General features: G+C 61.1%; 23 protein-coding genes and 1 tRNA gene. 10 read left to right on the forward strand and 14 right to left on the reverse strand.

All coding sequences use genetic code 11. The features are described from left to right. Positions 1-1,328: 1,328 nt before the first annotated feature. The 11 genes from ILT44_RS05165 to ILT44_RS05215 all read right to left on the reverse strand — a co-directional run bounded on the left by ILT44_RS05165 (position 1,329) and on the right by ILT44_RS05215 (position 16,126). On the reverse strand, positions 1,329-3,875 hold the full coding sequence (locus ILT44_RS05165) for an excinuclease ABC subunit UvrA (RefSeq protein ID WP_239467924.1): 2,547 nt from the start codon (positions 3,873-3,875) through the stop codon (positions 1,329-1,331). Positions 3,876-4,111: 236 nt separating this feature from the next. Continuing rightward, positions 4,112-4,303, reverse strand: a complete 192-nt coding sequence (locus ILT44_RS05170; RefSeq protein WP_204238505.1) for a hypothetical protein — start codon at positions 4,301-4,303, stop codon at positions 4,112-4,114. A 254-nt stretch (positions 4,304-4,557) separates the two neighbouring features. Beyond that, complete coding sequence (locus ILT44_RS05175; protein ID WP_204238506.1) at positions 4,558-7,206, reverse strand: hybrid sensor histidine kinase/response regulator; 2,649 nt, start codon at positions 7,204-7,206, stop codon at positions 4,558-4,560. 161 nt (positions 7,207-7,367) lie between these two features. Further along, entirely contained in the window at positions 7,368-8,003 is a 636-nt protein-coding gene (locus ILT44_RS05180) for a chemotaxis protein CheX (RefSeq protein WP_204238507.1), read from the reverse strand. Positions 8,004-8,008: 5 nt separating this feature from the next. Continuing rightward, positions 8,009-8,392: a response regulator transcription factor gene (locus ILT44_RS05185; protein WP_204238508.1), complete on the reverse strand. Its 384-nt coding sequence runs from the start codon at positions 8,390-8,392 to the stop codon at positions 8,009-8,011. Positions 8,393-8,492: 100 nt separating this feature from the next. Further along, positions 8,493-8,762: a hypothetical protein gene (locus tag ILT44_RS05190; protein WP_204238509.1), complete on the reverse strand. Its 270-nt coding sequence runs from the start codon at positions 8,760-8,762 to the stop codon at positions 8,493-8,495. Then, complete coding sequence (locus ILT44_RS05195) at positions 8,759-10,753, reverse strand: chemotaxis protein CheA (RefSeq protein ID WP_204238510.1); 1,995 nt, start codon at positions 10,751-10,753, stop codon at positions 8,759-8,761. The genes ILT44_RS05190 and ILT44_RS05195 overlap by 4 nt, the downstream gene beginning before the upstream one ends. Then, positions 10,746-11,636: a CheR family methyltransferase gene (locus ILT44_RS05200; RefSeq protein ID WP_204238511.1), complete on the reverse strand. Its 891-nt coding sequence runs from the start codon at positions 11,634-11,636 to the stop codon at positions 10,746-10,748. The genes ILT44_RS05195 and ILT44_RS05200 overlap by 8 nt, the downstream gene beginning before the upstream one ends. Beyond that, positions 11,633-12,733 (reverse strand): chemotaxis-specific protein-glutamate methyltransferase CheB, encoded by a 1,101-nt coding sequence (cheB, locus tag ILT44_RS05205; RefSeq protein WP_204238512.1) that lies wholly within the window; start codon positions 12,731-12,733, stop codon positions 11,633-11,635. Before cheB ends, ILT44_RS05200 begins: the two co-directional genes overlap by 4 nt. Beyond that, complete coding sequence (locus ILT44_RS05210) at positions 12,730-14,178, reverse strand: chemotaxis protein CheW (RefSeq protein ID WP_204238513.1); 1,449 nt, start codon at positions 14,176-14,178, stop codon at positions 12,730-12,732. The genes cheB and ILT44_RS05210 overlap by 4 nt, the downstream gene beginning before the upstream one ends. Positions 14,179-14,182: 4 nt before the next feature. Next, positions 14,183-16,126, reverse strand: a complete 1,944-nt coding sequence (locus ILT44_RS05215) for a methyl-accepting chemotaxis protein (protein WP_204238514.1) — start codon at positions 16,124-16,126, stop codon at positions 14,183-14,185. A 743-nt stretch (positions 16,127-16,869) separates the two neighbouring features. Between ILT44_RS05215 and ILT44_RS05220 the strand changes: the two genes are divergently transcribed. The 8 genes from ILT44_RS05220 to ILT44_RS05255 all read left to right on the forward strand — a co-directional run bounded on the left by ILT44_RS05220 (position 16,870) and on the right by ILT44_RS05255 (position 20,573). Continuing rightward, complete coding sequence (locus tag ILT44_RS05220) at positions 16,870-17,079, forward strand: cold-shock protein (protein ID WP_152717085.1); 210 nt, start codon at positions 16,870-16,872, stop codon at positions 17,077-17,079. Positions 17,080-17,229: 150 nt separating this feature from the next. Further along, the gene (locus tag ILT44_RS05225) at positions 17,230-17,439 is read left to right on the forward strand and encodes a hypothetical protein (protein ID WP_204238515.1); all 210 of its coding nucleotides are present in this window, start codon (positions 17,230-17,232) and stop codon (positions 17,437-17,439) included. Next, positions 17,436-17,729, forward strand: coding sequence for a hypothetical protein (locus ILT44_RS05230; protein WP_204238516.1), 294 nt, complete (start codon positions 17,436-17,438; stop codon positions 17,727-17,729). Before ILT44_RS05225 ends, ILT44_RS05230 begins: the two co-directional genes overlap by 4 nt. A 51-nt stretch (positions 17,730-17,780) precedes the next feature. After that, a complete protein-coding gene (locus ILT44_RS05235; protein WP_204238517.1) occupies positions 17,781-18,086 on the forward strand; it encodes a hypothetical protein in 306 nt (101 codons plus the stop codon). Between the two features lie 41 nt (positions 18,087-18,127). Next, positions 18,128-18,268 (forward strand): hypothetical protein, encoded by a 141-nt coding sequence (locus ILT44_RS05240; RefSeq protein WP_204238518.1) that lies wholly within the window; start codon positions 18,128-18,130, stop codon positions 18,266-18,268. Between the two features lie 187 nt (positions 18,269-18,455). Continuing rightward, positions 18,456-19,160, forward strand: coding sequence for a spermine/spermidine synthase domain-containing protein (locus ILT44_RS05245; protein ID WP_204238519.1), 705 nt, complete (start codon positions 18,456-18,458; stop codon positions 19,158-19,160). Positions 19,161-19,306: 146 nt separating this feature from the next. Beyond that, positions 19,307-19,555 carry a ParB N-terminal domain-containing protein gene (locus ILT44_RS05250; RefSeq protein ID WP_204238520.1) on the forward strand — a complete coding sequence of 83 codons (249 nt, stop codon included), beginning with the start codon at positions 19,307-19,309 and terminating at the stop codon, positions 19,553-19,555. A gap of 319 nt (positions 19,556-19,874) precedes the next feature. Further along, entirely contained in the window at positions 19,875-20,573 is a 699-nt protein-coding gene (locus ILT44_RS05255) for a L,D-transpeptidase (RefSeq protein ID WP_204238521.1), read from the forward strand. A gap of 304 nt (positions 20,574-20,877) precedes the next feature. Here ILT44_RS05255 and ILT44_RS05260 read toward each other — a convergent pair. From ILT44_RS05260 to ILT44_RS05270, 3 genes are all read right to left on the reverse strand, one after another. Continuing rightward, positions 20,878-20,952 (reverse strand) — tRNA-Gly (locus tag ILT44_RS05260). Between the two features lie 57 nt (positions 20,953-21,009). Further along, positions 21,010-22,101, reverse strand: a complete 1,092-nt coding sequence (locus tag ILT44_RS05265; RefSeq protein WP_204238652.1) for a 2'-deoxycytidine 5'-triphosphate deaminase — start codon at positions 22,099-22,101, stop codon at positions 21,010-21,012. Between the two features lie 75 nt (positions 22,102-22,176). Next, positions 22,177-22,803, reverse strand: coding sequence for a CDP-alcohol phosphatidyltransferase family protein (locus ILT44_RS05270; protein ID WP_204238522.1), 627 nt, complete (start codon positions 22,801-22,803; stop codon positions 22,177-22,179). A gap of 89 nt (positions 22,804-22,892) precedes the next feature. Between ILT44_RS05270 and apaG the strand changes: the two genes are divergently transcribed. Further along, positions 22,893-23,285: a Co2+/Mg2+ efflux facilitator ApaG/CorD gene (apaG, locus tag ILT44_RS05275; RefSeq protein ID WP_204238523.1), complete on the forward strand. Its 393-nt coding sequence runs from the start codon at positions 22,893-22,895 to the stop codon at positions 23,283-23,285. A gap of 8 nt (positions 23,286-23,293) precedes the next feature. Next, positions 23,294-24,466 carry an acetylornithine deacetylase gene (gene argE / locus ILT44_RS05280; protein WP_204238524.1) on the forward strand — a complete coding sequence of 391 codons (1,173 nt, stop codon included), beginning with the start codon at positions 23,294-23,296 and terminating at the stop codon, positions 24,464-24,466. The last annotated feature ends 120 nt before the right edge of the window (positions 24,467-24,586 follow it).

Here is a 24,586-nt window from a genome sequence, read left to right on the forward strand (position 1 = left end):
CCAGGATCAAACTCTCAAGTTGAAAGATTTGATCTCGACTAAATCTCTACGCAAATTGACAGAGTACCTTCCATCTGTGGGTCTCCCCACAGCGGTGTACTCACCAAAGCATAGAAAGGTCGATGTCTTCTCATGATGGTCCAAAGACCATCCGCAAGGACACCGCCGCCTACGCTTCTCTTCTCCTCTCAACAATGTCAAAGAGCACCTGCCCCACCAAGGAGACAGAAAAAAGAACCTCACCCCGTCCCGCCATCCCTTCACCAGAGACAACCGGACCGCTGAAGCCTTAGGGGCAGACCGCTCGTTGCCGAACCAGGCCGCCGATGAAGATGTTCTACCCGAACCCCTTCAGAAGATCAACACCTTTTTCGAATATTTTTTCGAAATTGGCATCACTCAGGGCCTTCCTTTAGTAATCAGACAAACTTCACCGTTCACAGAAAATATATTTTCCTCTGCGTTACTTGATCCAGATCAATGACACCAATCCGGAATATTCTCTTTTTCGTCAGAGGAGCCATGAAGGACCGCCATATACTGGCGCTCATGGCTCGTGCCGCAGATCAGGATCATCTGAGATCACCGATCCAGACCCGAGTAAACGGCGAGATCCGGAGACCTCGGCAGCATCGGCGTCTTTTGAAATTGAAGCTCGCCCGAACTGAATTCCGGCGGGGCTGCGGATATGTCGATTCCCGATTGGTTTGTCAACACCAGATACCAGTACTCCGAAACCTTTTTCCGCCCTTTCAGCAGCCATGGTTATCGGGAGCGCTTCCCCGCTGCAGACAGTCTTGATTGTATAGGAGATCGGAGCAGGCGATGAGAATCGAACCCACGACATTCAGCTTGGGAAGCTCCAGGAAGCCATTGATTTAGCTGCCCCACGTTCCTTGTCCATAAGGGCCGAAAGGAACGTCTCGTAAGCGACAACCGATTTCTAGAAATGAAAACCGCCTCTCCGGCACAAGCAACTTCTTTATCACAGAACACAAAGGCGTCAGAGAACGGTTTAGAGAACGGTTATTCCGCAGAGAATAGCCTCCGCAGCACACATTTCAGGATTTGGCTGAATGGTAGCTCCCGATCTTTTCCGAGCATCTCATTACCGGTTTGAGCGCATACGATGGAATGGCCTAGTGACCCGCTGCTTGATTGGGAGCAGATCAAGGGTATCTTCCTAGCTCTCTCGTCTGAGGACCAAGATCACGCTCCCGCCTCGCCGCAACGTACGGAAGTTCAAAGCAAGAAAGACGCTGGTCTGGGTTGTCGAGGGAACCATCACCTGGGTGGCCTGGAAGAGGCACCCGATGGTTTAAAGTGCGTCAAGCGAGTGCGTACGCCAGATAAGGCGCCGTCCGGCTGCCCGATGCTTTTGCCACTTCGTCCGGCGGCCCTGATGCAACCACCAACCCGCCCTCGTCACCGGCTCCCGGACCGAGATCCATGACCCAGTCGCTTCTCGCCGCCACACGCATGTCGTGCTCGACCACGATCACGGTATTGCCGGCTTCGACGAGCCCATCGAGCTGAGCCACGAGCCTTTCCACATCGGCCGGGTGCAGTCCGGTGGTCGGCTCGTCGAGGACGTAGAGCGTATCGCCGCGCTGGATCCTTTGAAGCTCGGTTGCAAGCTTGATCCGCTGCGCCTCCCCTCCGGACAACTCGGTCGCGGGTTGGCCAAGCCGCAGATAGCCCAGCCCCACCTCGCGCACGATCGTGAGGGAGCGATGCAATGGCGGCTCGTTGGCGAAGAACTCCCAGGCCGCATCGACCGTCATTCCGAGCACGTCGGCGATGGACTTGTCGCGGTATTTGATCTGGAGCGTCTCAGCATTGTACCGCGCCCCATGACAGGTCGGGCATGGGGCATAGACGCTCGGCAGGAACAGCAGCTCAACCATCACGAAGCCTTCGCCCTCGCAATGGGGACAGCGGCCCTTGGCGACGTTGAAGGAAAAACGTCCCGCATCGTAGCGACGGGCGCGGGCCTGCTTGGTTGCGGCAAACAGCTTGCGGACATGATCGAAAAGGCCGGTATAGGTCGCGAGATTCGAACGCGGCGTGCGCCCGATCGGCTTCTGATCGACCCGCACCAGGCGCTTGATTCCTTTCATGCCGCCGACGATCCGGCCGCTGGCGGGAATGACCGCTGCCCGCTCGAGCTCCTCGCCCTCGTCTTCCGGCTCAGGGATAGCGTGGCCGAGATGCTCCGCCACCAGTTCGACCAGGGCTTGGCTGACCAGGCTCGACTTGCCGGAGCCGGACACTCCCGTGACAGTCGTGAACACGCCCAAGGGAAACGCAACATCAAGCCCGTTCAGGTTGTTGCGCGTGACGCCGGCGAGGCGCAGCCAATCCTTCGGCGCGCGCGGCTCCCGAGGCCGGAGAGGGCTTTCGCCGAACAGGAAGCGCCGGGTCTGCGAGGCCTCAACCTGCTTGAGCCCGTCCGGTGGACCGCTATAGAGCACGAAGCCGCCCTGCTCGCCGGCGCCAGGGCCGACATCGACGATCCAGTCAGCCTGACGGATCACGTCGAGATTGTGCTCGACCACGAACTGCGAATTCCCGGATGCCTTCAGCTGCCCGAGCGCATGCAGCAGGGCCTCGGTATCGGCGGGGTGAAGGCCGGCCGACGGCTCGTCGAGCACATAGACCACACCGAACAGGTTCGAGCGCACCTGGGTGGCGAGCCGCAGCCGCTGGAGCTCGCCGGGCGAAAGCGTCGGGGTGCTGCGTTCGATGGCGAGATAGCCGAGCCCGAGATCGAGCATGACGCTGAGCCGGGCGACGAGATCCTGCGCGATGCGCTGTGCGACCACCGTCTTCTCCGGATGCTCCGCCTCGGTCTTCGACCTTCGTGAGGCCGTCCCGTCCGCATAGGGCCGAAAGATGTCGGAGAGGCGGGCGAGCGGCAGACTGGAGATGTCGGCGATGTCCAGCCCCGCGAACTTGACGGACAGGGACTCTTGCCGAAGGCGCTTGCCGTGGCAGAGCGGGCATTCGGTGCTTACCATGTATTGCGCCACCCGCCGCTTCATCAGCGGGCTTTGCGTATTGGCGAAGGTGTGCAGCACGTGGCGCTTGGCGCTCGTGAACGTCCCCTGATAGGCGGGCTCTTCCTTGCGTTTGAGCGCGCGCCGAACCTCCGCTTGAGTATATCCCGGATAGACGGGAACGGTCGGCTGCTCGTCCGTGAAGAGCAGCCAGTTGCGGTCCTTCTTGGGCAGATCCTTCCAGGGACGGTCGACGTCGAAGCCGAGCGTGGTCGCGATGTCGCGCAGGTTCTGCCCATGCCAGGCGGTCGGCCAGGCGGCGATGGCCCGCTCGCGGATGGTCAGCGAGTCGTCAGGCACCATCGATCGTTCGGTGACCTCATACACCCGGCCGAGACCATGGCACCGGGGACAGGCCCCCTCCGGGGTATTGGGCGAGAACGACTCGGCATAGAGGATCGCCTGGCCGCGCGGATAGTCGCCGGCGCGGGAATAAAGCATGCGCAAGAGGTTGGACAAGGTCGTGACGCTGCCGACCGAGGAGCGCGTGGTCGGTGAACCGCGCTGCTGCTGAAGCGCGACGGCGGGCGGCAAACCGTCGATGTCGTCCACATCCGGGACGGGCATCTGGTGGAACAGGCGCCTGGCGTAAGGCGACACCGACTCGAGATATCGCCGTTGCGCCTCGGCATAAAGGGTTCCGAAGGCCAGCGACGACTTTCCGGAGCCGGACACGCCCGTGAAAACAACGAGGGCGTCGCGAGGAATGTCGAGATCGATGCTCTTGAGATTGTGCTCGCGGGCCCCGCGGACGCGGACAAACCCGGTTCCTTCCCGCACGGCCATCGGAGATCGGAACTTGCGGTTCTCTGGCATTGCGTGGCTCGGCGAGATTTCGGATCCGCAAAGATCTAGGGTGATCTAACGCTCACACCAGAGAAATGGTTTCCAGTTCTGTCCGTGAGTAGGGTCCAAGAATTAAAGCCTATCCAGATCAATGACCGTGATCCTGGCATGCGAATCAGATCTGTGATGTCACACGACATAGCACCGACCGCTCCCAAAGTTGGGTGTCGAGCCTCGACAACGATGGAGCAGCACAGGTGTTCTGATCAGGTGTCCTTGCGTCCCAGCTCACGCTCGACCCGTCGCAACGCGAGTAGCAGATCAACCTGTTCGTCGGGGATCGGCTGTCCCTCGATCTCTGCGAAGATGGCTTGGAGATGGGCTCCGATATACTCCCGTGCGTCGGGGTCGAGCCGCGGACGCGTGACATTCTGATCCGGATTTCCCTCTGTACTCATTGGACTCCCTGTTGCACGCGCGCCCTGCGGCACCTGCCGCGAGCCTGTTTGTGTTGCGCTGAGAGCATGTTTGAACATGGTTAATGGTTCGTTAAGGCCCATCCTCGAGCTATGGCTCCTGAAGAGGGTGTGATGCCGATTCTTTACGTGCGAAAGGCTTAGGCCGAGTCCCGCGGCAAAGTGGGACACCATCCCTCGCTACAGCCGCGATGCTGGAGTGGCGCCTCCTAGACTGCCGGAAGGGCTCCGCCCGTTTAACCCCGCTCGATGATCTCGCGAATCCTGACTGCCAGGTCCTCGATGGCAAAGGGCTTTGTGATCATCTCCATGCCGTCTGCCAGGAATCCTGACGCCATGGCGGCCTGCTCCGCATAACCGGTAATGAAGAGAACTTTGAGGTTGGGTCTTACCAGGCGGGCATGGTCAGCCAATTGGCGGCCATTCAAACCCGGCAGGCCGACGTCGGTCACCAGAAGATCGACCCGCTGCTTCGACTCCAAGACCTTGAGACCGGACGGGCCGTCCACTGCCTCAAGAGCCTGATAACCGAGATCGGCTAAAACCTCCAGGATCAGCGACCGTACCACTGGCTCATCTTCCACCACCAGGACGGTCTCGCCTGCTTCCGCTCGGTGTGACTGGCTCAGGCTTGGTGCGATGACAGCATCGGAGAGCTCACCTTCATGGGACGGAAGATAGATCCTCACCGTGGTACCTTGACCCACCTCGCTGTCAATCCGGACATGGCCCTCCGATTGCTTGGCGAAGCCATAGACCATGGAAAGACCCAGGCCGGTTCCCTCCCCGATCGGCTTGGTCGTGAAGAATGGATCGAAGACCTGAGCCAAGACATCGGCAGGCATGCCCGTTCCCGTGTCGGAGACACAGATCGTCACGTATCGGCCTGGTGTCATGTCCTGCTGCGCAGTTCTATGGAGGCTGTCCAGCTGTGACACTCCGGTTTCAATGATGAGCTTGCCGCCCTCCGGCATGGCATCCCGGGCATTGATCGCAAGATTGAGGATAGCGCTTTCCAACTGGTTGGGATCACACAGGGTCAACGGCAGATCTCCGGACGGTGCAATCTGGAGCTCGATCGCTTCGGAGGTGGTTCGCCGAAGGAGATCCTCCATGGATATGACGAGCCGGTTGACGTCGACCAGCTTCGGGTCGAGAGGCTGTCGTCGCGCGAAGGCAAGAAGACGATGGGTCAGGGCGGCTGCGCGGTTAGCCGATGTTGTCGCTGCCGTGATATAGCGCCCGATGTTTTCCAGCCGTCCCTGCTTCATGCGCGTTTGCAGGAGATCGAGGGAACCGACGATCCCGGTCAGGAGATTGTTGAAGTCGTGTGCGATGCCTCCGGTGAGCTGACCGACGGCCTCCATCTTCTGACTCTGTCGGAGTTGTTCCTCCAATTGCTTGCGCTGCGTGACATCACGTCCGACGCTGTAGAACACATCACCGGCAGGCGCGAAGGTCCAGCTGATCCAGTGATAAATTCCATCTCTTGCTTGAATGCGAACGTCGAAATCCTTGAGCGACTCTCCCTGCCTCAGCTCCTGAAGCCGATAATGGCTCAAGGCTCGATCCTCGGGATGAACCCAGTCCTCGAAGCGGGTGCCGACGACTTCATCCTCCCGATAATCCAGCAGATCGGACCATGCGGGATTGATGGCCTTGAGGGTTCCATCGGCGTCGCACACGCTGAAGAGATCGCTTGAAAGGCTCCAGAGCCGGTCACGCTCACGGGTCGTCTCTTCAACGCGATTCTCCAACCTTTCATTGAGTTCTTGCAGTCTCTCTTCAGATTGCTTGGCAGCGGTGATGTCGTAGATCACGCCGATGAAGCGCAGACCGGCTGTTTCCATGTCGCGTACATATTCGCCTCTGCGAGCAAGCCAGCGAAGATCCTTGCTACCTGCATGCTGGATTCGACACTCCGCATAGGTCGGGACACCAGGGCCTGCGTCCTGTCCGATGATGAAGGGATCCCCTGGCACGACGAGTGCATTGATCGTGCGGACCGGCAGAACGTCGGTGGGATGCAATCCAAGAAGCCGGCAGAACTCTTCCGAGACGCTGACCGTCGCAAAACCGTGCACGTACTCGAACGTTCCGACTCCGCCAGCACTCTGCGCGATACGCAGACGCTCCTCGACATGCTTCTGCTCGGTAATGTCGAGGACGACGCCGGTAAATCGCAATGGCCGATCGTCAGGGCCGAAGTGGCTGCGTCCCCGCGCATGAACCCAACGGATGGATCCGTCGGAGGCAAGCAGGCGATATTCCTTGGAGAAGATTTCAGCCCCATTGAGAATGCCCGCAACGGCAAGGCGAACTCGCATGCGATCTTCAGGGTGAATGGCCTTGAAGAAAGCATCAGCCGGCAGGCCTTTCACGGCTTCGGCTGAATCGAAGCCATGGAGCGCCGCAAAACGGGTGTCAGCAGTAAAGCGCCCGTGAGGAATGTCCCAGTCCCAGGCTCCGCCGGTTCCGGCGACGGTGAGAGTTTGGCGCAGGCGTTCGTTGGTTTCATCAAGCTCCTCCTGGCTTGCCTGGAGGGCAGACTTCATCTCATCCGCCAGATGCATCCGTGTGACATCAACCTGGGTCGAGAGGAAGAAGAGCAGATTGCCGTTCTCATCACTCACAGGGGTGATGAAAAGATGATTCCAGAAACGATCGCCATCCTTGTGCTGATTCAGGAGTTCAACCGAGATGGCGCGTGCATCTCTGACCGCTTCACGGATCTGTGAGACGGCCTCTTCATCGCGGTCAACCGGCTGAAGAAAACGACAGTTGCGACCGACCGCCTCTTCGGCGGAATAGCCTGTCGTTCGGCTGAAAGCCTCGTTGACGAAGACGATAGGATTGTCGGGCAGCCGCGGATTCGTTGCGACCATGGACAAGCCTGAGCGCTCCAGCGCCGAAAAGATCGGTCCTGCCAATTGCCGGAGCTCTTGAGCTGCCGCTTCGACGGTCTGTTCGACCGTGGCATATGGGAGGATCCGAGCCGTCATACCTGCCAGAATTCGGTTGAGTTGTTCTTCTCACATGACATGGCCTAAGCCTCGTCGCCGATCACGCGATCGATGAAGCCGGCGATGAGCGCCTTCAGGGCTGTCAGCGACGGCAGATCCATAAGCATGGCGATGTAGCCTCGGATATCCTTGTTGCGCACTGAAAAGTTGATGTACAGGAAGAGCACCAATCCGTCAGTCGAGCGACCCTTTTCAAGGATGAACAATCGAGCTCCATCTCCTCGGACCACTTCCGGTAATGAGATGTCGAGGGAGCGCTTCAGCATATTTGCCATGGTAGCAAGACAGCCGTTCAGGATCACGTTGCCGGTCTCGGCCAGAGCCTCTTGCTCCATTTCGGCAATCTCATCGGGCGGCACATCTCCACCCATGATAGCCCGAACGAGGTCGAGGCTGGTCGCTTTAGGAAAGATCAGCAAAGCGCGACCTGAGAACGCACCCTCGAATTGCTGCTGGATGGCGACGAGCTCATCCGTCTCGCGTTCCCCGATCAGTCGGGCGGCATCCTGCGGTGCCATGATTTCAATGGCCGGCACAGAGAGGATAACCTCCTCCCCGATCATCTTACGCAAGCTTGAAGCTGCCCGGCTAACGCCGATATTCACAACTTCGGTCAGAGCATCGCGTTCAAGGTCCGTTAGGGCAATATCCTGGGCCATAATCGTTACGCGTCGCCTGCCCGCAGGCGCAAGGCCGCCCCGGAGATAAACCCTCTCAGGCCCTCCTCCGTCAGAGGCTTGCTGACGAAGGTGGCATTCACCTCCCGGGCCCGGGCAATCACCTCGTCCTGGATGTTGGCTGTGATTACCGCAATCGGCATCGTCGGGTAGGTGGAGCGGATCTCGGCCGCCAGTTCGAGCCCGTCTTTCTCCGGCATGTTGAAGTCGATCATGGATAGGTCGATCTTCCGCTCGCCCAGAATAGTCAGGGCCTCCTGAGCATTGCCAGCCTCGATCTTCTCCCAATCGGGCTGCAAGGCGGCCAGGGTCTTGCCCGCGACGATGCGGGCCAGCTTGCTGTCATCGACGATCAGGACAGTTATCGCCACTCAAGTACTCCGCTAGGGAAAATTCTGCCCGGGACGACCGGATCTGCATGGAGGAAGGCTATTGGCTTCTTTTAGTGTATGCCGGGAGAATAACAACTGCTCAGCCTTCATGGGGTGCCATGCCGAGCGGGTCTGCCTCCAACAGAGCCGGGGTAAGCCACTCTCGGATGAAGTCATCCCTGGCAGGCCCCTTGAGGGCCGGTCTCATGGCCATTAGGAGCTGAAGAACAGCCGTGTGAAGATGTTCAGCATCGGTCAGGTCGACGATTAGGCTTCTGTCTGCCTGAAGCCAGCCGAGCAAGGGCTCCGCGTCTTCGACGCGACAAGCCCCTTCCAGAACGATGATATTGCCGTCAAGTCGCGCGCTCATCCGATCAGCTCCGGGACATCGAGAATCATGAGAACGCTGCCATCGCCGAGCAGGGTCGTACCCATAAGACCGGGGGCGCCAGCCAAGATCCCAGTCATGGGCCGCATCAGAACGTCCATTCTCTCGGCAAATCCGTCCACTGCAATCCCAACGAGCTCGTCGCCTACCGCCATTACCACCACCTTCATGCCTGAATGCGGCTCTGCCGGACGCGGAAGGTCCAGCAGGTCGGCAAGCCTGACCAAAGGTAGCGTCCGATCACGCAGAACGAAAGCTTCGGCACCCCGGACGGGAAGGATGCGGGAGGCCGGCACGAAAGCCGTCTCCACGACTCCATCCAGAGGAATGCCATAGAGTTCGCCGCTGACTCTGACCGCCATGATCCTCGTCATGACGACCGTCAATGGCAGGGACAGGTGAACCGTCGCACCCCTGCCTCGAGAGCTTCGAACGCTGGCTTGACCACCTAGGCGCTCGACAGCGGAGCGCACGGCATCCATGCCGACCCCACGGCCCGACAGGTCCGTCACCTCCGATGCCGTTGAGAAGCCCGGCGCAAAGATCAGCTCGACCACCTCGGCATCGCTCATGCGCTCGATGTCATCTGCCGAGGCGACTCCCCGCTCGCGGGCCGCCCGCCGGATCGCAGCCGGATCGATGCCACGACCGTCATCCTCGACCTCCACCATGACGCGGTCGCCATTGCGACGGGCCCGGAGCACAATCCTGGTTCTCGCCGGTTTTCCTGCTTCCAGACGCAGATGTTCAGGTTCGGCGCCATGACCGACCGCATTGCGGAGAACATGGAGCAGGGGCTCGAACAGGCCCTCCACGACCGCCTTGTCGGCTTCTACGTCCTCCCCTTCCATGGAAAAATCGATAGCTTTGCCCAGCTGACCAGCAATATCGCGTACGGCGCGGGGAAAGCGCCGGAAGATGTCCCGCATGGGCATCATGCGGACATCCATGACGGCCCTGTGCATCTCGGCCACGAGACGGTCGATGACAGCTTGGCTCGCAAGCAGACCGTGGGCAAGATCCTTCCTGTCCAGACCGTCTCCAGCCTGGCTCGCCAGATGCGACAGGGCGTTCTTGGCAACGACCATCTCGCCAACGAGGTCTGCCAGACGGTCGATCCGCGCCGCATCGACGCGAAGCATCCGCGCGCTGCCTCCTCCGGCCGCGCCTGCCGCCTGTCCTGTGGCTTGAGGGCCGGTTTTTGCCGCGTCAACATGATCCCCTGAGCTCTGGATGATCTCAAGGATCGTCACCTGATCCGGAACGAAGCGGAAAGCGGCCTTCACCGCATCGAGCCCGGCCCCGGACAGCGCCTCGATCCTGATATTGCAGGCGAAGGGGTCGATCTCCGCCGCGGGGGGCCACGGATCCCGGTTCGACAAGCGGACAGCCATGAGCTCCGGCACCGAGCGCAGGAGCGCAATCGGATCGTCGCCGGCAAAAAAGCAATCGGCGCGCGGCGTGTACCGAACCGCCACAAGAGGTTTGTTCTGCGCCCTCAAGGGCGCCGGAACGTGGCTCCTGGCCATCATTTCCCTGACCCAACCCAGATCCGCCTCGGGAATTGCGGGCGCTGCACTGGCGGGACCATCGTCAAGCTGGGACCGCAGAACGCGCGCCAGGCGATAGCCCTCCTCGGCAGCGTCCAACGGCAGCTGGCCTGTCTGCTCGATCGTTCCGACCCAATGCTCCATTTGGCCGATGCATTCGAGGAGGCTGTCGATCACGCCGCCGTCAATGCGCCCCTCGCCTGCCCTGAGGATTCCCAGCAGATCCTCAGCGGCGTGCAGAGCAAGCCCCATCGGAGCAAAGTCAAACAGGCCGACCGACCCCTTGAGCGTGTGAACGGCCCGAAAAGCGCTGCCTAGGTGCACAGCCTGGGCGGGATCGCGCTCGAGAGCCAGAAGGTCATCCGTGGCCTGCTGTATCAGCTCGCGGGCCTCGACGATGAAGTGCTGGAGCAGATCATCCATCGCGGTCACTCCCCGGCCGCTGGTAGACGATTGCATCCTCGAAGCGGCGAAGGTCGAACCGTTTCGAGATCCGGGTCATCGACTCGGTATGGCCGAGACAGATGTAGCCGCCCGGATGCAGGGAGTCGTAGAGATTGTTGACCGCCTGGAGGCGGGAGGCATCGTCGAAATAGATCAGGACGTTGCGGCAGAAGATGACGTCGAACCCTCCCTGCGTCGCAACGGACGCCGTGTCGATGAGATTGGCTGACGTGAACTTCACCGATTCCCGCAAATCCTGGATCAACTGACGCTGCCCATCTCGAGCTGATCCAAAATAGCGCTCAACCACGTCCGGAGGCAGGCGCGAAAGGGCGCGCTCCCCATAATGTCCAGCTTGCCCCTCCAGCAGCACCCGCGTATCGATGTCGGAGCCGACGATCTCGATATGGTAGGCATCGACCAGGGGCCAGTTCTCGAGGAGCCAGATGGCGATCGAATAGGGCTCCTCCCCAGTCGAGCAGGGTACAGACCAGATCCGTACGAGATCGCCCGGCTTCCTGTTCTGCACGATACCCGGCAGGAGCGAGCGGCTCAGACAACGCAGCTGGTGCTCTTCGCGGTAGAAATAGGTTTCGTTGACTGTGAAGATGTTGATCAGGTGCTCGACTTCGCTCTTGTCGGATTCGAGATGGGCGTAATAAGCCGGAAATGGTCGCATCCCGGTCGCCGCCATGCGGTCGGCGACGCGTCTTTCAATGTAGTAGCGCTTGCTTTCTCCGAAGATCATTCCGGTCTGGCGATAGAGAAACGTGCAGAGATGGCGGAGTTCATCGGCAGAGAGCGCGCGCGCCTTTCTGGTGCTGGCAGCTTTGTCCATCATCGCGCCGGGAGGCTTGCTCATGAGCGCCCCACCATATCCAGGATCCAGTCGACGATCTGCTCCAGGGGAGCGACGACCTCCGCGCCGCCACGGCGAACCAGTTCGCCAGGCATGCCCCAGACGACCGCACTCTCTTCTGCCTCCGCGATGGTGCAGCCGCCGTTCTCGTGGAGCCTTGCCATGGTCTCGGCTCCGTCGCTGCCCATCCCGGTCATCAGCACGCCGATCAGGCTTGCAGGCGCAAAGTGCTGCATGGCGCTGTCGACCAACCGATCCACGCTCGGATGCCAGCGATGCTCCGGCAGCGAGGGGGCCGCCATTACCACAGGACCATCCGGCCGAACGCTGATGATGACATCTGCGTCCCCCTTGCCGATATAGACATTGCCTGGCGCGAGCGGCATCGGATGGGTCACTTCCATCACCGCAAGGGCGCACAGCTTGTCGAGCCGTCGCGCCAAAGGGCCCGTGAACGAGCCCGGCATGTGCTGAGCCACCACGATTGGCCAAGGAAAATCTGCGGGCAGCCGGGACAGCAGAGCATCCAATGCCGGTGGGCCTCCGGTGGATGTGCCAATCAACACAATTCCAAGCGCGGGCGCAGCCTTGATCGGTCGCTTCATTGGTATGGAAGGCGCGCGCCTTCGCGGCGCGGCAACCGGTGCCTGGCGTGCCAGACCGCTGCGAAGTCGCACGCGTTCGGCCAGTCTCAAGCTGCTCGGCAGACGGGCCTTCGATGCTGCCCGGACCTTCTCGACGAGTTGGGGGGCGAGGCTTTCCATCTCGAGGGAGACCGCTCGATCAGGCTTTGTGATGAAGTCGACGGCCCCAAGCCCAAAAGCTTCCAATGTGACGCTCGCACCTGCTTCCGTGTGGGATGAGACCATCACCACTGGGCAGGGCCTCTCCAGCATGATGCGGTCGAGGCAGGCAAGGCCATCCATCTCGGGCATGTTCACATCAAGCGTGATCACGTTCGGTTTGAAAGTACTCAGCTGCTCTAGTGCCTCGATGCCATTGCGGGCGAAGGCGATCTCGAAATCTCCCTCGGCCGTGAAGACGCCGCCGAGAAGACGTCGCATCAGGGGAGAGTCATCGACGATGAGCAGCCGGATCACGAAGCGGGTCGCTCCACATCACTGTCGCCCATCGCAGCGAGCAGATCCTTCTCTGCCCTGTCCAGCAGTTCGCGAGGATTGAGCAGGAGGATCATTCTCCCCTCAACCTCTATATTGGCAATACGATCAATGACCTGACTGCCGTCGGCAGCCAGATCAGGCGTCGGGCGAAGCTGGCTCTGGTGAATCTTGAGCACCTCAGACACGCCGTCGACGACAAAGCCCGCGTGCATGTGGTCAATTCTGACGACGATGATGCGTTCCCGCCGCTTCTCTCCCTGTCCTTCGAACTTGAACCGGCGGCGCTGATCGATGACCGGAACGACACGGCCCCGCAAGTTCATGACGCCATCGATGAAGGCCGGAGCCTTGGGCAGCCGCGTCAGTGCATCCGGTACGCGCACCACCTCGTCGACTGCCGTGATGGGCAGACCATATTCCTCGCCGCCGAGCTGAAAAACGATGAACTGCTCGCCGGCAGTTGAAAGCCCGTCGGCTGCGTCCATGTCGTGGTTCTCCTCCGTTTGAGGCGAGATCTGCTCGACCAGTGTCTGATCGCGGAACAGATGCTCCGCCGATAGGATCGAGACCAGCCGCTGTCCTCCCTCGAGCCGACAGATGCCCTGGATCTGGGCCTCCGCGTCTCCCCTGGTCAGAATCGTCGGGACTGGATCAATCATATGGGATGGGATGCGAAGAATCTCCCTCATGCCATCAATGGCAAGACCCACCACCCCCAGCCCGATCCGGGCCACCACGATCCGGGATCTGTCGTTCTTGTGTACGCCTGCCGGAAGGCCAAGGAGCCCGTGAAGTGAAACCAACGGCAGAAGTCGTCGGCGAAGAGTCATGACGCCGAGCATGACTGCATCCGTCTGCGGAACCGCCGCGACCTCTTCCGGGAAAGCCACCACTTCATGGACGGACGCGAGGGGCAGCGCGAAATCCTGGCCTGCCACGGCAAAGCACACGAGGGCAATTTCGTCCCGGTCCGCAGCGGCTTCTTCACGAAGCGCTTGAGGTGCAAGAAATTGTTTGTGCTGCACCCGGCGAGTGAGGCCGCCGAAGTCCTTGGCCAGCAGCATATCCAGATCAATCCGCTGCGCTGGTGCCCTTCCGCCGTCAGCATCATCCGTCGATGCTCCCAGCGATGCGACCCTGTCGACCAAAAGCCCAACAGGAGCGCCGCGATCGACCACCACGATACGCGCATGCGAGGAGAGGCTGCCCTCGCGCCCGAGAAGGCTATGCAGCGACACCACCGGCATCACTGCCCCTCGCAGGTTAGCCACCCCGAGCAGGCTTGGAGGCCCGAGCGGGACGCGGATCATGGCCGGAGGTCGGATTACCTCGGCGACATCGGAAGCAGGTAGGGCGAAGCGCTCGTCTCCCACATGCACCGTCAGAAACGACTGTTCGACAGCCGAAGGGGCCGCCCCGGTCATGGTCTTATGACTCCACCATCTGGAGTTCATCAGCCAGGGAGGCGATCTCCTCGATGGCAGCCGCCAAGTCCTCGGCTCCGCGTGCCTGCTGACGTGCCGCGGCTGCGGCCTGCGCGGCAGCACTTCCGGCCTCCTCCGCGACAGCCGCGACCTGCTCTGCACCGAGCCTAATCTCGCGCACAGCCGTCAAGATCTTCTCAGAGCCTGACAGGATGGCAGCGCTGCCGTCACGGAGTGCGTTGACGTCGGCCTCCACGGCTCCCAGCCTCTCGGCCACCAGAGTATTCTTGGTCACTTCCGCCTCGGCGATGGCGGCGCTCTGCTCCAGATCACGCCGGACAATGGTGATCTGGTCGCGAATCTGGCGTACGACGTCCTTGATGCGGTCGGCGTTCTCGGAGGCATCGCGAGCCAGGTTTCGGATATCCCCGGACACGATCGCAAAGCCACGCCCTGCTTCTCCGGCTCGTGCGGCCTCGATCGAGCCGCTCACAGCAAGCATGTTGGTCTGCACTGCCACGAGAGCAATGCCATCGACGATCTTCTCGATTCGTCTGCTGGACTCGTCCAGGCCACCCATCAATCCGATGACCGCTCGGGTCTCCCGCAACCCCTCCTCAACCCCTGAGGCCAGTCGCATGGTTGCGGTGCGGTTGTCCTGGAGATCGACTGCCAGGGTGCCGATGCGCTCGACGGCTGCGCTGGCGACGCCCCGCGAGGCAGCCGTTGCGCGATCGATCTGTTGCATGGCCACGTTGGCCTGGTGCGTGGCTGCAGCCTGCATCTGCGCCCCCCGGCTGATCTGATCGACAGCCGTCATGATCTCGCCGGCTGCGCCCGAGATCTCCTGAATGGCCGCCGACAGTTCCTCGGCGGCCGATCCGACCTGTTCGGCGCTGGACGATCCCGCCGTATTTGCCTGGAGATTGTCCGCCAGAGAGGCAAGCGCCTGTGCGGTCTGCTGGCTCTGGTCCAGCGCCACGCTCTGCTGCTGCACGGCCCGCTGAGCTTCGGCTGCTGCGGCTGCCTGCTCCTCGGCGGCACTGGCGACCTGCTCGGCCCCACGATGGGCCTCGCGGATGGCGGCCTCAGCCTCGACGGCAGCAACGAGGATGGATTGGCTGCCCTCGGCAAGGAGCGCAACCTCGGTTCGGATCTTGTCCAGCGCCGCGACCACGGCGCGGCCGATCTGGGCCTCGCCGGTTGCGGTTTCCGCTGCCGTCCGGATCCTCTCCGCGACGGACCGCACCTCGCGGACGATCCCTTCCGCCAGGATCTGGATGTCCTGCGCACTTCTCTCCGAGGTGCCGGCGAGAGCCCGCACTTCGTCGGCCACGACAGCAAAGCCCCGTCCGTTCTCCCCGGCCCTGGCCGCCTCGATGGCGGCATTCAGCGCCAGAAGGTTGGTCTGGTCGGAAACATCGCCGACCACGCGGGTGATCTCGCCAATCTCGGTCGCCTGCTTCTCGAGGAGCGAGACAATGTCGACCATGGCTCTCTGACGTGCCGCGTTGGCTCCGACGGCAATGACGGAGGCGTCGATCTGGGCTCCGGTCTCGATCAGCAGGGTCTGGAGGCTGGTAGTTTTGGCCCGTGCAGCCTCGGCATGCGTCCGGGATTCGGAGAACGAGGTGCCTAAACTCATGATCGCCGAGAGCGACTGCTGGGAGGCACCAGCCGCCTCTTCGGCTCCGCTGGCGATCTGCTCCATGGCGCGCCGCAACTCCTCGGCTGCCGATGATGCCTCCGCTACCCCGCTCGCCAGTTCCTCCGTGGCGGCGCCTATACGCTCTGCGGCCTTCTGCTGCCGGGCTCTAACGCGCTCAAGGGTTCGGCGCTGGGACGGCGCTCCTCGTGCGGGAGGCTGAACTCCCTGGGGAGTTTCCTCATCGCTTGACGGTCGTGAGCCACCCCTGTCCGGCAGTGCGGACGTCTTGACCAATGCCATCGGGATCCCTTGAGATTTATCTTAAAGAGTGTCGGGCCGCACCGCATCAACCAGAAAGCCACCGCGCTGGCTTAGTCGAAACGGGCGAACAAAGCTTGTGTTTTATAGACCCCTTTACTCTCCAAGCAAGCCGCCGAATGGATTGCTCCCCGACAAAGGAGCGCCAGGGTACTCCGCAGCTTCCCTCGGAGCTTTCTGTTTGGTAGCTCTACCTCATGAGAGACAGGTTTGCGTCAACAATGGCCTATATGTGGGGCCATAGGTTGGTCCGCTCATTGGGTCATTGCAGAACATCGGCGTACTTCCGCCTCGTGCCATCAAGAGACCTTGCCGGTTCACAGGTGGGCATGGCGCCCAAGTTGAGATGCCTCTGATTTCGCAAAGTAAAACTGTCAATCATCTGGGGTGAGGCGGGGATGGCGGCATGTGAAGGCACATGGGATGATCTCGGCAATACTTAGCAACCGCGGCCCCAGCCAAGCACAGCTTCGTCGCTGGATTGCATCAAACGCTGCAAATTTATGTCTAGATTAAATGAGATTACGGTAGGCCCTTGCTATTAGCAAAGAAAAGACCTACATAGTCTTATCGGATTTTGGCCGGACAATCGGGTCGTTTCGCTTTTGGTTTTTCCAGGCGCACGTTCGGACTTTCTTACCATTACATCGACGAACCGAGTTGAGGCCACGCTTTTGCGTGACTTCGCTCACGTGCATCTGCAACAATCGCGAAAGGTTACCCCAATGGTTATGGGCACAGTAAAGTTCTACAATGACATGAAGGGCTTCGGCTTCATCCAGCCGAACGATGGCAGCAAGGACGTGTTCGTCCATGCCACCGCTCTTGAGCGTGCCGGCATGCGTGGCCTCGTTGAAGGCCAGAAGGTCGCCTTCGACACGGCTGAAGACCGTCGCTCCGGCAAGATCGCCGTCAACAACATCGAGACGGCATAATCTCTGATGATGGGCGCAGGATACGGACCTGTGCCGCTAAGGCTTGAAGCCGCTCCCACGTGGGGCGGCTTTTTCGTTTGTTCCGAAAGACACCAGGTAGCGGTTATCGCCCTACCCTGCCCAATAGCTATCGAGTTCCAGGAGGAACGAATGTCCCATAAGTACCAGGTTAATCAGTTGGTTCGCATCACCCACCCGCGTATTTCGGATAAGCGTGCAAGTGCAAGCGGCATTTACGAGGTGACCCGGCTCATGCCGGCAGATCAGACTGGTGAAGTCTCGTACCGCATCAAGTCGTCCGGCTTCGGCGAGCGTGCCGTACGCGAAAGCGAGATCGCGGCTCAGGCGTCACTCATTTGACCAGCGCCGAAGCGTTCTTCCACGGTTCCCAGATTTACGAACCGGTCACGCTGCTTCGTCGGGGCGACGAGATCCTGTACGTCGCCCGCGTGGGCATGAAGGCATCACGGCAGTTTATGGTCCTGACGCCCACGGGCGAACCTGCTTGGCCGCACGAGCCGCTCGGCAGCCTCTCGGATGTGGGTTGGGCGCTTCGAGCGCATGAATGGCACCACGTGACGCCCGAGTCTGTTGGACAGAATGAGCGCTTGGCCAAGATACTGGCTCGCCTGCTGAGCGAACGCGCTTAGGAGGTCGGTCCACCTGGGGATGCGCAGATAACGGACACGGAGGAACAGACTATGGCTGATCAACCGACCAATCTCGATACTCATCGCGGCATGGCAGCCCAGAAGGCAACCGACCTTCGGCGTCTACGGTCCGAGGTCGAAGCCGACCAAGAAGCGCTGCGCAGGAGACAGGCGGAACTCGAAGACCTGCTGGCAGCCGCGCCTGCCACCGATTGGCACGAGGCGGTTGAGAAGGCACGCTACCTGCTTGGCCTCTTCGCGCAGAGCTTGGATGCAAGCGATCTACGTCGCCGCAAGCTGATCGACCGTGCGCTGGCCGACTTTGACCATCTGCTCGACAAGTCGCCCCACGACTGAGATGATCTCAACTACGAACTTACGGACAACGGAGACCAACCATGGCCAGAGGCGAACAACGGGGCAATCGCGAGGCCAAGAAGCCGAAGAAGGAAAAGCCCAAGGAGGCGATCCCGACCTCACCCTTCGCGAACCAGGGCAAAGGCGGGACGCCGGCGAAACCGTTCGGTGGCAAACGATAGGGTCCTCGCGCAACCACCTGCCAACGGCTCTGCTCGACCCAATATTTGAACGCGATCATGAAAGAGACTAACGCGTTAGCTAAAATCTTGCATGAGCTGTGCGGCAATTGATCCGCCCTTCCTGACAGGTGTATTCTACTGTGCGTGATCCTACGCAAAATGAGCAATACCGTCCGAAGAGCTATTCATGATCCCCTGGGTCTTACTCGACACAGCACAAATTCCTGGTGACGGGGGCGAATTGCGTCTCAAGAAGCGCGGTGCCGAGTTCTCCATCATGTTGGGCAACAACGAACTGATGAATAGCCGCCTTAGCGGCTCCGAGGAGGCTCTCGCTAAACTGTCCTGCCTGAGACTTCGGGACCGCGAGCGGCCGCAGATCCTGATCGGTGGGTTGGGAATGGGCTTTACGCTTCGCGCTGCGCTTACTGAACTCGGCTCTGAGGCTCAGGTTACCGTAGCTGAGCTCCTACCTGCTGTTGTGGCATGGGCCCGAGGTCCTATGGCCGAAGTCTTCGGCGATAGTCTTACGGATCCGCGCGTCCGCATCTTCGAAGGAGATGTTGGGCGTCTGATAAGATCGAGCCGGTCTGCTTACGACGCTATTCTGCTCGACGTCGACAACGGACCCGAGGGTTTGACACGCAAGGATAACGACCGCCTCTACGACTTGCCAGGACTAAGCTCGGCCCGCACGGCGCTGACACCCGGTGGCGTTCTGGCCGTGTGGTCATCGGCACCGAACAGAGCCTTCACCGGACGTCTGCGCCAGGTGGGGTTTGGCGTGGATGAGGTAGGTGTGCGCGCCAATGGAACACGTGGCGGGGCAAGACATACTATCTGGATTGCAGCCAAGCAACGAAGCTCACCTGCCCCGCAGGCGCAAAGCTAAGGATCCAATGCCACGTGTGCTTCGTCCCTATTTTAGTCCGACGCGCAACTTTCATGCTGGATCGCTTGTTCCGATGACTTTTCCTGCCTTGAGCATAGCCAAAGCATAGCATCCATAGACCCGATCTCGGGCCAGGAGCAGCAGAGATGATGAAAAAGCAGATCGTTGCAATCCAAGATGTCTATGTGCCTGTTCAGCGGCGTCAAACCCTTGATCGGCAAAAGGTTGATGTCCTTGCCGAAAGCATCCTGGCAAAAGGGCAAGAGGCGCCTATTCTTGTGCGGCCTGATGGCAATCGTTTTGTGCTGGTTGAGGGTTTGCATCGCTTGGAAGCCTGCAAGGCTCTCGGAGAGACAACGGTACCCGTCTACTTGGTGCAAGCTCGTAAGCATTAAGCCGGCGCTCAGTGAGACGCCGGTGCGCGAAATTCGTGGCTCGGCATGATGGCGGTTGCTACTCCGTCTTAGGCTGACCAGAGATCCTATGCCGAGTGATCGCGCTCAGCAGCCGAAGGCTCGGCTCCAGGCGAAGCTGAGCGCTGCTTCTGGCAAGGCCGTACCAGCCGCCTTTGCTGCATGGCAAGTCCCGCGCAGCGAAGACCCGGGCTTGCCAATCGAGCCGTGTGACGGCAATCTGAAGCTCAACAAAACGTTCAGCGGGTGGTTGCCGGAGTATTGTCTCGTCGGGCAATAGGACATGGGAAATGGCCAAATCATGATTATGGACAGTGGGAATGCCGATGCCGGCGAGAGAGACGAGGTGGCTTCGCTCGGGCGTCGGGCGGGGCTTCTCAACCGCCGGTCGTTTCTGGTCGGCGTCGGCGCGCTGGGGCTGGCCGGTTGCGCCACATCCGACGGCATGAGCCTCGCCGAGGCGGCAAAGGTCTACGGGCCGGTGCCCGATGAGAAATTCCCGATCCCGGCCATCGATGTCAGCAAGGTCGATCCGAAATATTACCGCCGGACCGTTCGCTACGACACCAAAGAGTCGCCCGGCACGATCATCGTCGACCCCGGCAATTACTACGTCTACCGCATCGAGGAGGACGGAAACGCCACCCGCTACGGGGCCAATGTCGGCCGCGACGGGTTCCGGTGGAGCGGTGACGCCTATGTCGGGCGCAAGAGCGAATGGGCGACCTGGACCCCGCCTGCGGCGATGATCAAGCGCCAGCCCGAAGCGGCTAAATGGGCCCGCGGCATGCCGGGCGGCCTCGACAACCCGCTCGGCGCCCGCACGCTTCATCTCTATCAGAACGGCGCCTACACGCTCTACACGATCTACGCCAGCCTAGACGCGGAATCGATCGGCAACGGCATCACGAGCGGCTGTGTCGGCCTGCTCACTCAGGACATGATGCACCTGTACTCACGAACACCGGTCAAGACGAAGGTGATCGTCCTGCCGGCATAGCAACGGCACCAGCCCCATCTGCCGGATCGAAGGTTTCCTTCGGATCAATAGCGGTAGTAGAGCAGAGCCTTGCCAGTGTCTGCTTTTCTGCCCTTTGCAGACGTTGCTTCTAGATGGAAAGACCCGCTCCATCTACAAGCCTGCGGCCTATCGATGATACCAAGACCGGCTCCTATCACCTCCGAAGCGGACACCGCACTGCGAAAAACAGGGCCTGAACAGCCCTAGAGGAACGTGATGGGGAATGTGGGGATCGCGAGATCATTGGAAGAATGCTCAAATCCTTATCCACCAAAGAGTTAGGTGGAGCGGGCGATGGGAATCGAACCCACGACATTCAGCTTGGGAAGCTGACGTTCTACCTCTGAACTACGCCCGCGTGCCTTTATTCATATCCGGCCTTTTGGCGATCCTGCAAGGGGGAAGCATCAAGGGATTATCGGAAGTGCTTCGAGAGCTTCAGCCCTTGGGCCTGATAGTTCGACCCCGCGCCAGCGCCGTAAAGCACATTGGGCCGCTCAGCCATTCGCTCGTAGACCAAGCGGCCCACGATCTGCCCATCCTCCAAAATGAAGGGGACGTCGCGGGAGCGCACCTCGAGCACCGCCCGGGCCCCCTCCCCTCCTGCCTGGGCATGGCCGAAGCCCGGATCGAAGAAGCCGGCATAGTGGACGCGGAATTCGCCCACGAGAGGATCGAAGGGCACCATCTCGGCCGCGAAGTCTGGGGGCACGTGGACAGCCTCCTTGGAGGCGAGAATGTAGAACTGCCCCGGGTCCAGGATCAGGGTGCGGGAGGAATCCGCATAAAGCGGCTCCCAGAAGTCGGCGATGCGGCAGGAGCCCGGCTTGTCCACATCGACAAGGCCGGTATGGCGCTTGGCGCGGTAGCCGACGAGATTGTCCGGACCGAAGCCCGCGAGATCCACGCTTACGGCGACGCCATCCTGAATGGAGGGCTCGGCCGAGGTCACCACCCGCTCGCGCTGATGAAGAGCCAGGAGCTCGGCATCGCTCAGGCGCACCTCGCCCTTGCGCAGGCGCAGCTGGGACAGGCGGGTGCCGGTCCGGACCAGCACCGGGAATGTGCGCGGCGAGATCTCGGCATAGAGGCGACCGCGATAGCCGGCCCCGATCGTATCGAATTCCTGGCTCTGGTCGGTGATGACCCGGGTGAACACGTCGATGCGGCCGGTGGAGCTCTTAGGGTTTGCGGCGGCGGAGAGATCCTCCGGCAAGGCCAGTTCCTCCTGGAGTTCCGCGATATAGACGCTGCCAGTTTCGAGAATGGCCCCCTGGCTCAGATCGATCTCGTGGAAGCTCAACTGGTCAAGCCGGTCGCGCACCGTATGGTTGCGGCCCGGCAGGAAGCTGGCCCGGACGCGATAGGCCCGGCGGCCGAGCCTGAGATCGAGGCTTGCCGGCTGGACCTGATCGGACGCGAAGGGCGTCTCCGGTTTGATGGCTCCGGCTTGCGCCAGGCGCATGATGGCATCAGCCGATTGGATCCCGTCCTTCAACGCAACCATGTCCGTCATCCGAGAGCCCTGCCCTCTTTCAAGTGTTGAGCCTGACAGTATCCTCTAAGGCTTGTTACGGAATTCTCAATCGCTTTCCTCCGGCTCGTCCCGGAAGGCATGCCAAGCCAGCGTCACCCGTGCGACCCCACTCATGAGGGTCAGCCCGGCGAACGCATAGGCCAGGATCGGGAAATATCGTGGAAACAGGATCATGGCGGCAAAGAACAGGATCGTTTCCGTACCCTCCATGAAGCCCGCCGTGAAGTAGATCGACTTGATCCCTCGGACGTGGCTGCTCATGCCTCGCTTGGCAGCCACGGCCGCGTAGGCGAGGAAGCTCGCTCCATTGACGTAGAAGGAGAACAGAAGCACTGCCGCCGGCAAAGCGAGGGCATCGGGATCCCGCAGGGCAAAGGCCAGGGGGATGGCACCGTAGATAGCGAAGTCGAGGACGATGTCGAGAAACCCGCCCCGGTCCGTGCGCCGGGTCGAGCGGGCGACCGCTCCGTCGAGCCCGTCGAGGAGCCTGTTGAGCCCGAACAGGACAAGCGCGGCCGCATCGAGCTGCAGCACGATCATGAGGGCCGCAATCAATCCGAGCCCCAGGCCCAGCAGGGTCACGGCATCGGCTGAGATTCCACACCTCGCAAGGCCCTGCCCCAGCCGATCCAGCAGCGGATCGATCCTGCGCCGCATCCATCCGTCGAGCATGGCCCGTTCTCTCCTGCCTCGATTGACGAGGTGTGAGGACGGCCTTACCACGGGCGGGTCGAACTCCTCTACTGGCTGAAGGCACCCTCATGTACAAGGCTGTGACCCGCGGCATCTCTGTGACGGTAACGCCCCGCTACATGCCCGAAGAGTCCTCCCCCGACGAAGGCCGCTACTTCTTTGCCTATACGGTGGAGATCATCAACACGAGCCTGGACCGGGTCCAGCTGCGCGCGCGGCACTGGCGGATCACCGACGAGCACGGTCATGTGCAGGAGGTGCGCGGCGCGGGCGTGGTCGGCGAGGAGCCGGTGCTCGGGCCCGGCGAGAGCTTCAGCTACACGAGCGGCTGCCCCCTGGCGACACCGAGCGGCACCATGCAGGGCACCTATCTCATGGAAACCGCCAGCGGGGAAACTTTCGACGCCGAAATTCCGGCTTTCTCACTCGATATTCCGCGCACGAAGCGCGTTCTGCACTGAGGTTCCTGATGTCTCTCAATGGTCAGCGGCTCACGCCGCTCGAAATGCTAGCGAAGCTTGTCTCTTTCGATACCGTCAGCACGAATTCGAACCTCCCCCTGATCGAATTCGTGGAAGGCTATTTAAAGAGCTGGAATGTGCCTTATGTGCGCGTACCGGACGAGACCGGCGACAAGGCAGCCCTCTATGCCACGATCGGCCCGCAGGATTGCGGCGGGGTCGTGCTCTCGGGACACACGGACGTGGTGCCGGTGACGGGGCAGGCCTGGACGTCGGATCCCTTCACCCTTCGTGTCGAGAACGGACGCGCCTATGGGCGTGGCGCCGTGGATATGAAGGCCTTCGATGCATTGGCGCTGGCGCTGATCCCTGAGTTTCAGGCCGCGAACCTCAAGACTCCGATCCACATCATGCTCTCCTATGACGAGGAGACAACCTGTCTCGGCGTCGTCGACACGATCCGACGCCTCGGCCACGATCTGCCGCTGCCGAAGGCTGCCATCGTGGGCGAGCCGACGATGATGGAGGTGGTGGACGCGCACAAAAGCGTCGTGACCTTCCACACCATTGTGCACGGCTTCGAGGCCCATTCGTCGAAGCCCTATCTCGGCGCAAGCGCCGTGATGACGGCAGCCGAACTGATTGCGGAGCTCAACCGCATTGCCGACGAGATGATGGAGCGGGGCGATACGAGCGGGCGCTTCGATCCGCCCTATACGACCGTGCATGTGGGCACGGTTGCGGGCGGCACGGCGCGCAATATCCTGTCGAAATCCTGCAGCTTTCATTGGGAGTTCCGCGGCCTTCCGAGCCTCGACCCGCAGGAGATCCCGAGCCGCCTGGAAACCTTCGCGCAGGAGGTCGCTCTCAAGCGCCTCAACCGCTTCGGCGAGTTCGGGCGGATCGAGACGAAGATCGAGGTGGCGGTGCCGGGCCTTGCACCGGAGCCGGGATCCTTCGCGGAGACTCTCGCCCTGCGCCTTGCAGGCAAGAACCACACGCAGACCGTGCCCTTCGGCACCGAGGCGGGCCATTATCAGGCAGCCGGCATTCCGACGGTGGTCTGCGGCCCCGGCTCCATCGATCAGGCCCATCAGCCCGACGAGTACATCACGCTGGACCAGCTCGAAGCGGGAGCAGCCTTCATGCGCCGGCTCGCCGCGGCGTGCGCGAGTTCGTGACAGGAAAAGTGCCGTCATGCCCGCACTCGATGCAGGCATCCACGTCTTTGATGCGCTGCGGTTCTTAAGACGTGGATGGCCGGGACAAGCCCGGCCATGACAGAGGTTGAGACAAGACAG

It is taken from the genome of Microvirga arvi, from assembly GCF_016892765.1.
GTDB lineage: Bacteria > Pseudomonadota > Alphaproteobacteria > Rhizobiales > Beijerinckiaceae > Microvirga > Microvirga arvi.

What these genes read in the sequence shown, in the direction of transcription:
- ILT44_RS05165 (WP_239467924.1), bottom strand. Translation starts at nt 3,875, where the DNA reads ATGCCAGAGAACCGCAAGTTCCGATCTCCGATGGCCGTGCGGGAAGGA.
- argE (WP_204238524.1), top strand. Translation starts at nt 23,294, where the DNA reads ATGTCTCTCAATGGTCAGCGGCTCACGCCGCTCGAAATGCTAGCGAAG.
- ILT44_RS05235 (WP_204238517.1), top strand. Translation starts at nt 17,781, where the DNA reads ATGGCTGATCAACCGACCAATCTCGATACTCATCGCGGCATGGCAGCC.
- ILT44_RS05270 (WP_204238522.1), bottom strand. Translation starts at nt 22,803, where the DNA reads ATGCTCGACGGATGGATGCGGCGCAGGATCGATCCGCTGCTGGATCGG.
- ILT44_RS05250 (WP_204238520.1), top strand. Translation starts at nt 19,307, where the DNA reads ATGATGAAAAAGCAGATCGTTGCAATCCAAGATGTCTATGTGCCTGTT.
- ILT44_RS05175 (WP_204238506.1), bottom strand. Translation starts at nt 7,206, where the DNA reads ATGGTCGCAACGAATCCGCGGCTGCCCGACAATCCTATCGTCTTCGTC.
- ILT44_RS05215 (WP_204238514.1), bottom strand. Translation starts at nt 16,126, where the DNA reads ATGGCATTGGTCAAGACGTCCGCACTGCCGGACAGGGGTGGCTCACGA.
- ILT44_RS05225 (WP_204238515.1), top strand. Translation starts at nt 17,230, where the DNA reads ATGTCCCATAAGTACCAGGTTAATCAGTTGGTTCGCATCACCCACCCG.
- ILT44_RS05180 (WP_204238507.1), bottom strand. Translation starts at nt 8,003, where the DNA reads ATGGCCCAGGATATTGCCCTAACGGACCTTGAACGCGATGCTCTGACC.
- ILT44_RS05200 (WP_204238511.1), bottom strand. Translation starts at nt 11,636, where the DNA reads ATGAGCAAGCCTCCCGGCGCGATGATGGACAAAGCTGCCAGCACCAGA.
- ILT44_RS05240 (WP_204238518.1), top strand. Translation starts at nt 18,128, where the DNA reads ATGGCCAGAGGCGAACAACGGGGCAATCGCGAGGCCAAGAAGCCGAAG.
- ILT44_RS05255 (WP_204238521.1), top strand. Translation starts at nt 19,875, where the DNA reads ATGATTATGGACAGTGGGAATGCCGATGCCGGCGAGAGAGACGAGGTG.
- ILT44_RS05195 (WP_204238510.1), bottom strand. Translation starts at nt 10,753, where the DNA reads ATGGATGATCTGCTCCAGCACTTCATCGTCGAGGCCCGCGAGCTGATA.
- ILT44_RS05245 (WP_204238519.1), top strand. Translation starts at nt 18,456, where the DNA reads ATGATCCCCTGGGTCTTACTCGACACAGCACAAATTCCTGGTGACGGG.
- ILT44_RS05190 (WP_204238509.1), bottom strand. Translation starts at nt 8,762, where the DNA reads ATGAGCGCGCGACTTGACGGCAATATCATCGTTCTGGAAGGGGCTTGT.
- ILT44_RS05220 (WP_152717085.1), top strand. Translation starts at nt 16,870, where the DNA reads ATGGTTATGGGCACAGTAAAGTTCTACAATGACATGAAGGGCTTCGGC.
- ILT44_RS05210 (WP_204238513.1), bottom strand. Translation starts at nt 14,178, where the DNA reads ATGACCGGGGCGGCCCCTTCGGCTGTCGAACAGTCGTTTCTGACGGTG.
- ILT44_RS05265 (WP_204238652.1), bottom strand. Translation starts at nt 22,101, where the DNA reads ATGGTTGCGTTGAAGGACGGGATCCAATCGGCTGATGCCATCATGCGC.
- ILT44_RS05170 (WP_204238505.1), bottom strand. Translation starts at nt 4,303, where the DNA reads ATGAGTACAGAGGGAAATCCGGATCAGAATGTCACGCGTCCGCGGCTC.
- apaG (WP_204238523.1), top strand. Translation starts at nt 22,893, where the DNA reads ATGTACAAGGCTGTGACCCGCGGCATCTCTGTGACGGTAACGCCCCGC.